The sequence below is a fragment of the Flavobacterium glaciei genome, assembly GCF_003350545.1.
Lineage (GTDB): Bacteria > Bacteroidota > Bacteroidia > Flavobacteriales > Flavobacteriaceae > Flavobacterium > Flavobacterium glaciei.
The window spans coordinates 1-13,873 of record NZ_QQBA01000005.1; the positions used below are offsets into that span (position 1 = coordinate 1).

A 13,873-nucleotide genomic window follows, 5' to 3' on the forward strand; every position below is an offset into this window, starting at 1 on the left:
GCTCACCTCTTCCCATCCCGAACAGAGTAGTTAAGCCCGCCTGCGCAGATGGTACTGCAGTTATGTGGGAGAGTATGTCGTCGCCTTTCTTTGAAGAATCCTCATCATTCATTTGATGAGGATTTTTTTGTTTTTACAATATCTGACTTGTTGCCATTATAAAGGATCAATCCCGATCAATCCTAAAACCTGTGGACTAGTAAAAATTAGGCATAAATATTAGTTAGCCTGTAATGGGAAAATCAACGTTTCTCACACCTCCTATTGTGTTATAAATACCTTTTTTTAGCATTTAAAGATTACTATCATTTATTTTTTTTTAAAAATTACTTGAATATCATTTTAACTTGAACTTTAGTACTTCTGTTATCACTATAGTTTAATATTGTTTATCAATGATTTATTTTCTAAAACACAAAAAAGGCAACAATGTTATTTGTTGCCTTTTTCAAATTGTGTAATAAGTACACTATTATGCTAAAACTGCTTCTGAAGATAGTATATTTAACTCCATCATACATTCTTTCATCATTTGAAATGTTCTTTCAATATCATTATCTAAACCAATGGAAAAACGAATTAAACCATCTGTCAATCCCATTTCTATTTGTTCATCCATTGGAATTTCACTAGATGTAGATGTTCCAGGTGCGCTAAATAAAGTTTTATAAAATCCTAAACTAACAGCAAGGTAACCCAAGTTTTTTGCTTGCATTAATTCCATTAGTTCATTTGCCTTTTCTAATGAACCAACATCTAGTGTCATCATCCCTCCAAAACCATATTCAGGATTAATCATCGCTGAATATATCTCATGACTAGGATGACTTTTTAGTCCTGGATAAACCGTTTTTAAACCTTCTTTTTCAAAACGTTCCGCAAGGTACATCGCATTATGACTGTGTTGTTTCATTCTAATATGTAATGTACGTAAGTTTTTCATCACACTAGCCGAACGCAAACTATCCATTGTTGGTCCTAATAACATACTGGCTCCACTATTTACATTTTTTAAACTATTGATAAAATCCTGTGATGCACATGTTACACCACCCACAGTATCACTGCTTCCGTTTATATATTTTGTTAAACTGTGAATCACAATATCAGCTCCTAATTTTGCAGGAGAAACAGATAATGGCGAAAAAGTATTATCAACTACTAGTGTCAAATTGTGTTTTTTTGCAATCAAAGAAAGTCCATTAATATCTGCCACTTCTAGTAGCGGGTTACTTACTGTTTCACAATATAAAACTTTAGTATCTGGCGTTATGGCTGCTTCTACCACATCGAGTTTTGTGATATCGACAAATGTTGTTTTAATGCCTAGTCTTGGAGTAAAATTCTTCAAGAAAGCATACGTTCCACCATATATAGTTCTGCTCGAAACGATGTGATCACCTGTTCCGCAAAGTTGTAACAAAGTAGGCGTAATGGCACCCATTCCAGAAGCGGAAACATTTGCTGATTCTGTTCCCTCCATAGCGGCTAAGGCTTTGTCTAAGTATAAATTACTTGGTGATGAATGGCGTGAATACAAGTAGCAACCTTCCATATTGCCTTCAAAGGTATCAAACATGGTTTTTGCTGAAAGAAAAGTATAGGTGGAAGAGTCAGAAATAGAGGGGTTTACACCACCAAATTCACCAAAGTACTGCAAATCTTGAATGTTATCTGCGGGATTGAAATTTTTCATAATTATGAGTTTTTTTTTGAAGCTATTCCTGCTATTCGCTATATCTTTTATTCGCTGCGGCGCATAAAAGGATGTCGCTTCTATCAGGGCTAGTGGATTTCGGTTTTAAGATTAATCAATTCCAAAATAACAGAGTTTTAGATTAATAATCAATGTTATAGATTGATTTTAGATTTTTAAACTATGAATTATATAAATTAGAATTAATTTTTCTAAATTAGCATCAAATACAGGATTTATTTAGATTTTATTTCAATTCAAATTTTTATCATATATGACTTTAGACGCCACAGACAAGAAACTACTTTTTATATTACAATCCGATAGCAAGAAAACAACTAAAGAACTTTCTTTAAAACTGAATCTTTCAGTTACTGCCGTTTACGAACGAATCAAAAAACTGGAAAGAGAAGGTATCATCGATAAGTATGTAGTCTTAATAAATCGTTCGAAAGTCGAAAAAGGTTTTGTGGTTTTCTGTCATCTTAAATTAATTCAGCACACTAAAGAGTTTATTGCTAAATTCGAAAGTGAAGTAATACAACTTAAAGAAGTCATTGAATGCCATCATGTGAGTGGGGATTATGACTATATTTTAAAAATAGTCGTCAAAGATATGGAAGCCTACAGGGAATTTTTGGTCACAAAACTCACCACACTTCAGCATATTGGTAGTACGCACAGTACATTTATGATTAGTGAAGTTAAGAACACCACGATTGTTGATATTTAAAACAAACTTGGATTTAAATCGGTATTCAATGGTAAGTAAATGTTAATTGCTCATAATTCGTAACAAAAAACCTTTGCAATTAAACTTTAAACAAAACTTAATTCCTTAATTTTGTGCAACATTTTATAAAAACACAATAAAAAAAACATACTATGAGTTCATTTGACGTAGTCATTATAGGTTCAGGCCCAGGCGGATATGTATCTGCTATTCGTTGTGCACAATTGGGATTTAAGACAGCAATTATTGAAAAATATTCAACTCTAGGAGGAACTTGCTTAAATGTAGGATGTATTCCATCTAAGGCATTGCTTGCTTCTTCTCATCATTATAGTGAAATTGCACATTTTGCAGATCATGGTATTGAACTTTCTGGTGAAGTAAAAGTAAATCTTGAAAAAATGATTGCACGCAAGCAAGCTGTTGTAGATCAAACTTCAGGAGGTGTTAAATTCTTAATGGATAAAAATAAAGTTACTGTTTTTGAAGGTTTAGGTTCTTTTGTAGATGCTACACATGTTGCGGTAGCAAAAGCTGATGGAACTTCTGAAACAATCGAAGCAAAAAATATTATTATTGCAACGGGTTCTAAACCATCTTCTTTGCCTTTTATCAATATTGATAAAGAAAGAATTATTACTTCTACTGAGGCGTTAAAACTTAAAGAAGTGCCAAAACACCTTGTAATCATTGGTGGTGGAGTTATCGGAATCGAATTAGGTCAAGTATATTTACGATTAGGAGCGCAAGTTTCTGTAGTAGAATATTTAGACCGAATCATTCCTGGAATGGATGCATCCTTGTCTAAAGAATTGACTAAAGTATTGAAAAAACAAGGCATGAAATTCTATGTTTCGCACAAAGTGAAATCAGTGGAAAGAAATGGCGAAGGAGTTGTAATTCAAGCTGAAAATGCAAAAGGAGAAACAATTACATTAGAAGGAGATTATTCATTAGTTTCAGTAGGTCGTCGTCCTTATACTGATGGCTTGAACGCTGATAAAGCTGGTGTTAAACTAACCGAAAGAGGAATGGTTGAAGTAAACGATCATTTACAAACAAATGTTCCTAATATTTATGCAATTGGAGATGTAGTGCGTGGAGCGATGTTAGCGCACAAAGCTGAAGAAGAAGGCGTTATGGTTGCTGAAATTTTAGCGGGACAAAAACCACATATCGATTATAATTTGATACCAGGTGTTGTTTACACTTGGCCAGAAGTGGCTGCTGTAGGACAAACTGAAGAGCAGTTGAAAGCTGCCGGAGTTGATTTTAAATCAGGAAGTTTTCCTTTCAAAGCTTTAGGTCGTGCTCGTGCTGGTGGTGATTTAGATGGATTTGTAAAAATTCTTGCTGATGCAAAAACAGATGAAGTTCTTGGAGTGCACATGATAGGTGCTCGTTGTGCTGATTTAATTGCTGAAGCGGTTACCGCAATGGAATTCAAAGCATCTGCGGAAGATATTTCAAGAATGTCTCATGCGCATCCAACTTTTGCGGAAGCAATAAAAGAAGCAGCATTAGCAGCAACTGACAATAGAGCTTTACATGTGTAATTAGGTAATTGCATTTTTCTATACTATAAGGAAACCCGTTCAATAGAGCGGGTTTCCTTATTTGTAGATTTTTTTAGCCTTTTGCTACAAATAAGCCTTTGTAATTTTCCCAATGGCTGTAAATCAAAAATAGATTTCCAAAAAATAAGAACACAGCGATTGGTATTCCTTCAGGGGACAAGAAAAAATTAATAAATAATATGTTTAATGTTATTGGTAGGATTATCAGATTCGCTAATGTAACATAGCGTCCTGTAAGAAAAGATAGTCCACAAAGGAATTCTATTGATTTTGCTAGTGGCAAGATGTAGGTAGAGGCGACTAAACCTATATTGAAAGCTTTGAAATTTCCTGTAACTTCAGGTTCTGGTGCTAGTTTTAGAAAAAAGCTAACAGAAGCATAAAGTAAAATAAGTCCAATTAAAGTTCGGATAATAATAATTGCGATTTTCATAGTATATGGTTTTTAGAGGTTACATAATTGAAAATTATTATAGTTGAATTGCATTTTCATCCATATACATAATTTCTCACTGATGCCCGTTTAAATCAGCAAAACTATGTCCGTACATCCACCCATGATCTTGTGGCTTTATATAAATTGAACCACCGTCATCAACTGCATTTTTGACCATTTCATCTACTTTTTCTCTATTCTCAGCATCAATGGCAATTAATACTTCGGTATTTTTATGGGCGTTACAAATTTATTTTTTGGTAAAATCTTTAAAACGTTCTTAGTTAATAGCATCGCAAAAATATTTTCTCTTATAATTATGCACGTGGCACTCGCATCAGTAAATTGAGTGTTGAAAGAAAAACCAAGTGTAGTAAAAAAATCAATCGATTTTTTTAGGTCTTTAACAGCTAAATTGAAGAAAATTTTTGAAGCCATAACGCAAGTAGTTTAATGATTTTAAAAAACTAAAACGGTTCACGCACTATCAAATTTACAAAAAAATAAGCTAATTTTAGTAAAATCGGTTATTGAAGGTTTATTTTTTGTTGTAATTTTGAATTTTAAATACCAACACTTTTTGAGAACTTTTATTTACAAGTCTATTTCTGATCCAAAACTGTTTAAAGAACAGCTTTTATTTTGGTCTCAACAGTTTCGAGAAATCATTTATTTGGACAGCAATGATTACCCACAAAATTATACAAGTTATGATTGCGTCCTTGCTGTAGATGCATTTACTTCAATAAAAACGGATTGTCACAATGCTTTTGAAGATTTAAAACAATACCAGCAAATTACTAATGACTGGCTTTTTGGCTATTTATCGTATGATTTAAAAAATAATATAGAGCAGTTACAATCTGCCAATTTTGACGGATTAGAATTTCCCGATTTATTTTTCTTTCAGCCCAAGAAGTTATTTTTATTGAAAGGGAATCAGCTTGAAATTCAATATCTAAATATGTGTGACGATGAAGTGGAGTTAGATTTTGAAGAAATTGTCAAAATTCGAAAGTCAAATGTCGAAATAAAAGGATTAGTCACGATTCAACAACGGATTCCGAAAGTGAGTTATCTCGAAAAAGTTTCTAAAGTTTTGGAGCACATTCATCAAGGCGATATTTATGAAGCTAATTTTTGTATGGAATTTTTTGCTGAAAATGCAACGATTAATCCAATAGAAAAATTTTTAAAGCTCAACGAAATTTCTCAGCCTCCATTTGCCGTTTTTTTTAAAAATAATAAACACTTTTTACTTTCGGCGACGCCGGAACGTTATTTAAGGAAAGAAGGAGAACGTATTATTTCGCAACCCATTAAAGGAACTGCGAAACGATTTTCAGACCCAATCGAAGATGAAAAATCAAAAATGCAATTGGCTTTAGACCCAAAAGAACGAGCCGAAAATATTATGATAACGGATTTAGTGCGGAATGATTTGTCTCGAACGGCACAAAAAGGATCAGTTGAAGTACAAGAGTTATGCAAAATTTATTCTTTTATGCAAGTGCATCAAATGATTTCTACAGTAACCTCAAAATTAGATGAGCAATATTCTGTTGTTGATGTTTTAAAAACCACTTTCCCAATGGGAAGTATGACTGGAGCACCAAAGATTTCTGTAATGAAAATTATTGAACAATTGGAGGAAACAAAACGCGGATTGTATAGCGGTGCCGTTGGTTATTTTACACCAAACGGAGATTTTGATTTCAATGTGGTTATCCGAAGCATTTTGTACAATCAAGAGAAGAAATATATTTCTTTCTCGGTTGGAAGTGCCATCACTTCGCAATCCGTTCCTGAAAAGGAATATGAGGAGTGTTTGCTTAAAGCAAAAGCGATGCGGGAAGTTTTAGAATCCACATAAATGATTTGATTATGATATTTCAAGGAAGAAATAAAGAATATTTATTGCTAGAAAAGATAAGCTCTGATAATACGAGCATCCTGCAAAATGATGTGGAAGGCAGCTTATCTCTATTATGGATTACTTCTAATGGTACTACTATTACCATAGACGGGATTGATTATCATTTTTTAAAAAATCAAATTGTTTGTCTAACAGATTTTAATACTTTAATTATAAAATCTATATCAACAGTCTCAGTGGTTAGGTTTAATCGTTCTTTTTATTGTATTTTACATAATGATAGTGAAGTAGGTTGTAAAGGGTTATTGTTTTTTGGAGCTTCTTCAATACCTCTTTTTACAATTCCCGATACAGAACTGGAAAAGTTTGAGGTGCTTTGGAGAATGTTTGAATTGGAAATGGATTCACATGATGAACTGCAAATAGAGATGCTACAAATGATGCTGAAACGTCTTTTGATTTTATCAACTCGAATTCATAAAGAACAAAATGAAATTTCTTATTTTGAAAAGGGTTCGATAGACTTGATTAGGGAATTTAATTATTTAGTTGAGCTACATTTCAGGAGTAAACACTTTGTTGCGCAGTACGCAGACATGCTTAATAAGTCTCCCAAAACATTATCAAATTCATTTTCTAAAGCATACAAAAAGTCACCATTGCAATTTATTCAAGATAGATTAATTTTAGAATCACGACGTTTGTTATCATATACAGAAAGACCTGTTAAAGAAATATCTTTTGAGTTAGGTTTCGAAGACATTCAATCGTTTAGTCGTTTTTTTAAGACTAAAGAAGGAATTTCCCCTACTGAATTCCGAATAAATTATCGATTGGGAAGAATTGATAATCCAACAGGAAATCCAGACTAGTTATTAGGATGTTTTCCGTAGCATCTTTGCAGTGTTATAAATAATTTAAAATTAAAACGCTATGCAAAATTTTTTAGTTCCAACAAAAGATGAAGTTTCAGCAGAGAATCAGGTTATATTCAAAAACCTTAAAAAAGGACTAGGTTTCGTACCTAACTTGTATGCTTACTTTGCAAAAAATGAAACAGCTTTAGGTGATTACCTCGCTTTTCAAGGTAGAAAGAGTACCTTGAAAGCAAAAGAAAAAGAGATTATTAATTTAGTGACGAGTCAAATTAATAATTGTCATTATTGCCAATCAGCCCATACAGTTATAGGTAAAATGAATGGTTTTACAGATGAACAAATTATTGAGATTCGTAAAGCCGACATAACTTTTGATAATAAGCTAGATGCTCTAGCGCAATTTACAAAATCAGTGGTGCTAAATAAGGGTAAAGTTGCTCAGGAATCAAAAGATTTATTTTTTCAAGCGGGTTTTTCGGAGGCAAACATGATAGATGTTGTTTTTGTAGTAGGAGATAAAATCATCAGTAATTATATTCATAATTTGGCTGATTTTCCGGTAGACTTTCCCTTGGCAACTGTACTTTAAAAACAAACTCAATTTAATAAAAAAATAAAATATCATGAAAAAATTAAAATTAATATTACTGTCATTCACTTTGGTACTTGTTACAAATACGATTTTTGCTCAAGCAAGTCCTAAAATAATTGCTGTTGTTTCAAAAGCAAAATGGTGCAGTACTTGTATTAAAAATGAAAATCGAGTGGGGCAAGAGGTAATTCCAAGTGTTGACACAACAAAGATCACACTTCTTATTAATGACCTTTCAGATAAACAAACAAAAAATGCATCAGCTGAAAGTTTTAAAAAATTTGGTTTAAAACAAGCAAACTTTAAGTCAACGGGAGTAATTACCTTTATAGATGCTTCGTCTAAGAAGATACTATCAAGTATTTCTGTAGCAGAATCCTCTGAGAAAATTAAAGAAGCATTTGCAAATAGTTTGAAGTAGCAAATAGCTTTATGAATTTGGTATATTTAGCATTAGTTAAGTATACCAAACTCTTATACTGTCATATTCAGTTTTATTTTTTACTTTAGCTCTCTTAAAATTACTTACAAAATGCTACAAAAATTCCAAAACCATCTTCTTCATAATTTCCATTTCTTGAACGGAAAAAAAATACTTCTTGCTACAAGTGGCGGGAAAGACAGTATGGTAATGTTGCATTTATTCCAGCAATTGGATTATAAAATAGGAATTGCACATTGTAATTTCCAATTGCGCGGAATGGAAAGTTTTGAAGATCAAAATTTTGTTCAAGATTATGCAGCTGCAAATGGAATTCCAGTATTTATAACGCAATTTGATACTAAAGCTTTCGCAGAAGATTATAAAGTTTCTACGCAAGTTGCAGCACGTGAGTTGCGTTACAATTGGTTTTATGAATTATTAGAAACTGAAAAATTCGATTATATTCTCACAGCACATCATGCTGACGATAATCTGGAAACGTTCCTAATCAATTTGGGTCGAGGTACAGGATTAGAAGGTTTGTTAGGAATTCCAGAACAGAATGAAAAAGTAGTTCGTCCGCTTTTGGCATTTAGCCAAGAGGAAATGGAAGTATATGCTAAATTAAATAATATTCAATGGCGAGAAGATAGCAGCAATGCATCGGATAAATACCTTCGGAATAAAATTCGCCATCATCTGGTTCCGATGTTAAAGGAACTGAATCCAAATTTTCTTTCTTCGTTTCATAAAACGCAAACCTATTTGCAGGAAGCACAAGTTATGGTTGAAGATGCTTCGATTATGATTTATCAGCAAGTAGCCCGCCAAGAGGAAGATATTATATATTTTGATTTACAGCAATTAAGAAAATTACCCAATTATAAATCGTATTTGTACCAATGGCTAAATGAATTTGAGTTTTCAGCTTGGGATGATATTTATGATTTGGTCGAAAGCCAATCTGGTAAATACATTTATTCGGCAGAGTATAGATTACTAAAAGATAGAGACTCACTAATCCTAAGTCCAATAAATTTCGTAGATGAAAGGGAGGAATATTTTATAAATGAAAATCAAAAAGAAGTTAATATTCCCTTAAATATTACTTTTTGCAAAGTAGCTGACATTAGTAACGTTTCAAATAAAGCTATCTTTGTGGACGCTGATAAATTAAAATATCCTTTAGTTTTGCGCCACTGGAATGAGGGCGATAGTTTTCAACCTTTTGGGATGAATGGCAAATCTAAGAAAGTAAGTAAGCTTTTTAAAGATGAAAAATTATCCTTGATAGAAAAAGAAAACACTTGGCTTTTATGTTCGAATGAAGATATAGTTTGGATTATTGGTCTTCGTCAGGATGACCGTTTTAGAATAAATGACACAACAAATAATATACTTAAAATACAATTAGAATAATGAAGAAACTACTATTTATACTTATTGCTTTTTTGGCTTTTGCCAATGGTGACGCACAAATTCTGGATCCTGCAAAATGGACTACTAAAATAGAAAAAAAATCAGAAACTAATTACATCCTAATTTTTGATGCTGTCATAGAAAAAGATTGGCATTTATATTCTCAATTTACTGCTGACGGCGGATCTTTGCCATTGGAAATTATTTTCAAAAATCAAAAAGGCAACTTTAATTTAGTTGGCAAAGCCAAAGAAAGCAAAACCACAACTGCTTTTAATGATGTTTTTGAAGTAAACGAAACTTATTTTGAGAAAAAAGCTCAAATACAGCAAGAGATTTCGATTACAAACCGAAAGATTACTAAAATTGAAGTCAATTTGAATTATCAGATTTGCAAAGAAGCGTGTATCAATATCGAGAAGAGTTTTACATTTACGATTCCTGCGGCTTTAAAAACAACAGAAATAGCTACTGTAGCAACTGATTTGACTACAATTGATTCTTCAAAAGTTGATACTGCAGTTGTAAATTTGGATGAAAATAAAGAACAAAATGTTACTTCTGAAAAAGTTCCGGTATTAGATTCTAAGTCAGACAAACAAAGAGGTTTATGGTCTATTTTCTTCATCGCTTTTTTATCTGGATTTGCGGCGTTGCTTACACCTTGTGTCTTCCCGATGATTCCTATGACCGTAAGTTTCTTTACCAAACAAAGCAAAACAAAAGCAAAAGGAATTAGAAATGCCATTATTTATGGAATTGCCATCATCTTTATTTATGTAGTTTTAGGATTTTTAGTGACATGGATTTTTGGTGCCGATGCACTGAATGCTTTGTCTACTAATGTATGGTTCAATATAATTTTCTTCATTTTATTAGTAACATTTGCAGCTTCATTTTTGGGAGCTTTTGAAATCATGTTACCTAATTCCTGGGCTAATAAAGTCGATAATCAAGCCGATAGAGGCGGAATAATTGGAATTTTATTTATGGCTTTGGCGTTAGCGATTGTATCTTTTTCATGTACGGGACCTATTGTAGGAACACTTTTAGTCGAAGCTGCTTCTAAAGGTGGAATTGCACCAATCGTTGGAATGTTCGGATTCTCATTGGCTTTAGCCTTACCATTTATGTTATTTGCGATGTTCCCAGGTTGGTTGAATTCATTACCAAAATCCGGTGGCTGGTTGAATACCGTTAAAGTAGTTTTAGGGTTTTTAGAATTGGCTTTGGCATTCAAATTTTTGTCGAATGCTGATTTGGTATTACAATTGCATTTCTTGGAAAGGGAAGTTTTCTTGGCGATTTGGATTGCTATTTTTGGAACATTAGCCTTTTATTTATTTGGAAAAATTACGCTCCCGCATGATAGCCCAATGAGTCACATATCTGTAGGAAGATTGTCTTTTGGATTAGTAGTTTTGGCTTTTACCATCTATTTGATTCCCGGGATTTGGGGAGCACCGTTAAAATTAATTTCTGGTTTCCCACCTCCAATGACGTATAGCGAAAGTCCGTACGGAGTAGGAAACTCAAAAGGGGGTTCAAACGCATCAGCTCAAATTTTGCCGGAAGGTGCACATTTAGGGCCGCATGATCTTATCGCTTTTGAAGATTATGAAAAAGGATTGGCCTATGCCAAATCAGTAAACAAACCTATTTTACTAGATTTTACAGGCTATGCTTGTGTCAATTGTAGAAAAATGGAAGATTATGTATGGTCAGACCCTGCTGTTTTAAAAATATTACAAGACGAAGTGGTATTAATCTCTTTGTATGTTGATGATAAAAGAGAGTTGCCCAAAAATGAGCAATATGTCTCTAAAGAAACGGGTAAGGAAATTGTAAGTGTGGGGAATAAATGGAGTGATTTCCAAATCACGAGATACAAAGCAAATGCGCAGCCGTATTACATTGTTTTAGATACAGAAGAGAACATGTTATCTGAAAAACCAGAAAGTTATAATTCAGATATCAATGCTTATAGAGGTTGGTTAAGAGCTGGAATTGATAAATTTAAAAAGGCTGAATAGGCCTTTTTTTATGCTTATTTTTTGCTATGAATGTATTTTAGTTGTTTAAATCATTTTTATTTCCTCATATTTTTTATCTTTAAACCCTATTAAATTTAAAAAACACATGAAAAAACTACTAAGTATTGTATTATTGATATTTGGAGTCTTATTATCCTCGGCTCAGGATAATAGACTAAATTATGTAGCAGAAAATTACACCAAAAAAGAAGTGCATATAAAAATGCGCGATGGGTCCGAATTGTTTACAGTTATCTACAGTCCTAAAGATACTTCAAAAAAGTATCCTATAATCATGCAAAGAACACCTTATAATTCAGCTCCTTATGGAGAAGGACTGTTTAAAAAAAGTATTTCTCCCAGCGAAACGATGATGAAAGAAGGGTATATTGTAGTCTATCAGGATGTTCGCGGCAGGTTCATGAGTGATGGATTATACGATAACATGCGTGGATTTATTCCAAATAAGAAAGGAAAAAAAGATACCGATGAAGCATCGGATACGTATGATACGATTGATTGGTTGGTTAAAAATGTGTCTAATAATAATGGAAATGTTGGAACTTGGGGTATATCTTATCCAGGTTTTTATGCTACTTATTCTTTGTTGAGTAACCATCCTGCATTAAAAGCAGTTTCACCTCAGGCGTGTATTGCTGATTTCTTTTTTGACGACTTTCATCACAATGGAGCTTATTTGTTGAGTTATTGGAAAGTAACACCATTATTTGGGCCTCAAAAAACAAAACGTACTACAGAACCTTGGTATAAATTCACAAATACAGGTACAAATGATGATTACCAGTTTTTTCTAGATGCTGGTCCTTTATCTAATTTAGACAAGTATTATGGTAAAGAAAATGAGTTTTGGCAACAGCTGAAAGATCATTCTAGTTATGATGATTTTTGGCAAAAGCGCGGTATTCTTCAACATTTGAACAATATTAAACCCGCAGTAATGACAGTAGGAGGTTGGTTTGATGCAGAAGATTTATATGGTCCATTAAACACTTATTCTACCATTGAAAAGAGTAGTAAAAACTATAATACAATAGTTATGGGACCTTGGAGTCATGGAGATTGGGCTAGAAATTCTGCAAAGCAAGTGATTGGAAATATTAATTTTGGCGACAGTATTTCGGGTTATTATCAAAAAAATATCGAAGCTAACTTCTTCCGTCATTTTCTAAAAAATAATGGTAAAGGTGAAAATAAATTACCGGAAGCCTATGTTTTTGATACTGGAAGAAAAGAATGGAAAACTTATGAAACTTGGCCTCCTCAAAATACTACGAAACAAGATTTCTTTTTGCAAGGAAATCAATTGACAAAAATTGCGAAGAGAAATATTTCTTTTGAAGAATTCATCAGTGATCCTAAAAAACCGGTTCCCCATTCTGAAGATATTAAACAAGCTGGTCTTACACCTAGGAAATATATGACGGATGACCAGCGTTTTGCAGCCAGACGCCCAGATGTGATTGTTTTTGAAACAGAGGTTTTGACAGATGATACTACATTGGCAGGAGAGATTTTGGCTCAATTGCAGGTTTCTACAACTGGTACTGATGCGGACTGGATAGTTAAGGTAATTGATGTTTTTCCAAATGATGAACCAGAAACTAAAGATGTAGCTCCTTATTTAAAGATGAGTAATTACCACATGATGGTGCGAAGTGAGGTTATGAGAGGGCGTTTCAGAAACAGTTTTTCAAAACCTGAACCTTTTGTTGCTAATGAGAAAACGGCAGTAAATATTAAATTACAAGATGTTTTTCATACCTTCAAAAAAGGGCATAAAATCCAGATTCAAGTTCAAAGTACGTGGTTTCCCTTTATTGATTTGAATCCACAGACGTTTGTTGATAACATTTTTTATGCTAAACCAGAAGATTTTCAAAAACAAACACATAGAATTTATAATGATTCAAAAATTGAGTTTACAGTTTTGAAATAAAACTAAAAGCAAAATAAATATTAAAATTCATTTGAGGCTGTCTGTAAAGGCAGCCTTTTTTTTATTTATAATTCTAAAGTGATTTGCTGTAGTTTGTTCATAGACTTATAATTATTGAAAAAATGTGTAGAGATTAAAGTGTAAATTTTTTTTATTTCTTCAAAAAAATATAAAACATGTAGTTGATAGTTTATTTTATTCCTTTAATCGAAAATGTATTAAAAATAATATTAAAGTATTCTAATATTATAT

12 protein-coding genes and 1 rRNA gene are annotated in these 13,873 nt (G+C 32.8%); 10 read left to right on the top strand and 3 right to left on the bottom strand.

Features of this window, described 5'->3' with window-relative positions:
- Positions 1-89: ribosomal RNA gene (gene rrf / locus DFR66_RS05855) — 5S ribosomal RNA — on the top strand; the annotation flags it as partial.
- 383 nt (positions 90-472) lie between these two features.
- On the opposite strand, the gene DFR66_RS05860 is transcribed toward rrf, so the two are convergent.
- Positions 473-1,696: an aminotransferase class V-fold PLP-dependent enzyme gene (locus DFR66_RS05860; RefSeq protein ID WP_114753917.1), complete on the bottom strand. Its 1,224-nt coding sequence runs from the start codon at positions 1,694-1,696 to the stop codon at positions 473-475.
- Positions 1,697-1,970: 274 nt separating this feature from the next.
- Between DFR66_RS05860 and DFR66_RS05865 the strand changes: the two genes are divergently transcribed.
- Entirely contained in the window at positions 1,971-2,429 is a 459-nt protein-coding gene (locus DFR66_RS05865) for an Lrp/AsnC family transcriptional regulator (RefSeq protein WP_114753918.1), read from the top strand.
- A 152-nt stretch (positions 2,430-2,581) separates the two neighbouring features.
- A complete protein-coding gene (lpdA, locus tag DFR66_RS05870; protein ID WP_114753919.1) occupies positions 2,582-3,985 on the top strand; it encodes a dihydrolipoyl dehydrogenase in 1,404 nt (467 codons plus the stop codon).
- A 73-nt stretch (positions 3,986-4,058) separates the two neighbouring features.
- Here the strand turns inward: lpdA and DFR66_RS05875 are convergent, their stop codons facing one another.
- Together DFR66_RS05875 and DFR66_RS14160 are read right to left on the bottom strand one after the other, a co-directional pair.
- Positions 4,059-4,439: a DoxX family protein gene (locus DFR66_RS05875; protein ID WP_114753920.1), complete on the bottom strand. Its 381-nt coding sequence runs from the start codon at positions 4,437-4,439 to the stop codon at positions 4,059-4,061.
- 219 nt (positions 4,440-4,658) lie between these two features.
- The gene (locus tag DFR66_RS14160; RefSeq protein ID WP_394336346.1) at positions 4,659-4,880 is read right to left on the bottom strand and encodes a VOC family protein; all 222 of its coding nucleotides are present in this window, start codon (positions 4,878-4,880) and stop codon (positions 4,659-4,661) included.
- A 142-nt stretch (positions 4,881-5,022) separates the two neighbouring features.
- Here DFR66_RS14160 and DFR66_RS05885 point away from each other — a divergent pair, with 142 nt between their 5' ends.
- The 7 genes from DFR66_RS05885 to DFR66_RS05915 all read left to right on the top strand — a co-directional run bounded on the left by DFR66_RS05885 (position 5,023) and on the right by DFR66_RS05915 (position 13,621).
- Positions 5,023-6,315, top strand: coding sequence for an anthranilate synthase component I family protein (locus DFR66_RS05885; protein WP_114753921.1), 1,293 nt, complete (start codon positions 5,023-5,025; stop codon positions 6,313-6,315).
- Between the two features lie 11 nt (positions 6,316-6,326).
- Complete coding sequence (locus DFR66_RS05890; RefSeq protein WP_114753922.1) at positions 6,327-7,190, top strand: AraC family transcriptional regulator; 864 nt, start codon at positions 6,327-6,329, stop codon at positions 7,188-7,190.
- A 61-nt stretch (positions 7,191-7,251) separates the two neighbouring features.
- Entirely contained in the window at positions 7,252-7,785 is a 534-nt protein-coding gene (locus DFR66_RS05895) for a carboxymuconolactone decarboxylase family protein (RefSeq protein ID WP_114753923.1), read from the top strand.
- Positions 7,786-7,819: 34 nt separating this feature from the next.
- Positions 7,820-8,209 (top strand): hypothetical protein, encoded by a 390-nt coding sequence (locus DFR66_RS05900; RefSeq protein WP_114753924.1) that lies wholly within the window; start codon positions 7,820-7,822, stop codon positions 8,207-8,209.
- A 111-nt stretch (positions 8,210-8,320) separates the two neighbouring features.
- The gene (tilS, locus tag DFR66_RS05905; RefSeq protein WP_114753925.1) at positions 8,321-9,631 is read left to right on the top strand and encodes a tRNA lysidine(34) synthetase TilS; all 1,311 of its coding nucleotides are present in this window, start codon (positions 8,321-8,323) and stop codon (positions 9,629-9,631) included.
- Positions 9,631-11,664: a protein-disulfide reductase DsbD family protein gene (locus DFR66_RS05910; protein WP_114753926.1), complete on the top strand. Its 2,034-nt coding sequence runs from the start codon at positions 9,631-9,633 to the stop codon at positions 11,662-11,664. The genes tilS and DFR66_RS05910 overlap by 1 nt, the downstream gene beginning before the upstream one ends.
- A gap of 106 nt (positions 11,665-11,770) precedes the next feature.
- The gene (locus DFR66_RS05915) at positions 11,771-13,621 is read left to right on the top strand and encodes a CocE/NonD family hydrolase (RefSeq protein ID WP_114753927.1); all 1,851 of its coding nucleotides are present in this window, start codon (positions 11,771-11,773) and stop codon (positions 13,619-13,621) included.
- The last annotated feature ends 252 nt before the right edge of the window (positions 13,622-13,873 follow it).

Coding starts and splice junctions, on each gene's coding strand:
- DFR66_RS05915 (WP_114753927.1), top strand. CDS start 11,771: ATGAAAAAACTACTAAGTATTGTATTATTGATATTTGGAGTCTTATTA.
- DFR66_RS05890 (WP_114753922.1), top strand. CDS start 6,327: ATGATATTTCAAGGAAGAAATAAAGAATATTTATTGCTAGAAAAGATA.
- DFR66_RS05865 (WP_114753918.1), top strand. CDS start 1,971: ATGACTTTAGACGCCACAGACAAGAAACTACTTTTTATATTACAATCC.
- DFR66_RS05860 (WP_114753917.1), bottom strand. CDS start 1,696: ATGAAAAATTTCAATCCCGCAGATAACATTCAAGATTTGCAGTACTTT.
- DFR66_RS14160 (WP_394336346.1), bottom strand. CDS start 4,880: ATGGCTTCAAAAATTTTCTTCAATTTAGCTGTTAAAGACCTAAAAAAA.
- DFR66_RS05895 (WP_114753923.1), top strand. CDS start 7,252: ATGCAAAATTTTTTAGTTCCAACAAAAGATGAAGTTTCAGCAGAGAAT.
- lpdA (WP_114753919.1), top strand. CDS start 2,582: ATGAGTTCATTTGACGTAGTCATTATAGGTTCAGGCCCAGGCGGATAT.
- DFR66_RS05910 (WP_114753926.1), top strand. CDS start 9,631: ATGAAGAAACTACTATTTATACTTATTGCTTTTTTGGCTTTTGCCAAT.
- tilS (WP_114753925.1), top strand. CDS start 8,321: ATGCTACAAAAATTCCAAAACCATCTTCTTCATAATTTCCATTTCTTG.
- DFR66_RS05875 (WP_114753920.1), bottom strand. CDS start 4,439: ATGAAAATCGCAATTATTATTATCCGAACTTTAATTGGACTTATTTTA.
- DFR66_RS05900 (WP_114753924.1), top strand. CDS start 7,820: ATGAAAAAATTAAAATTAATATTACTGTCATTCACTTTGGTACTTGTT.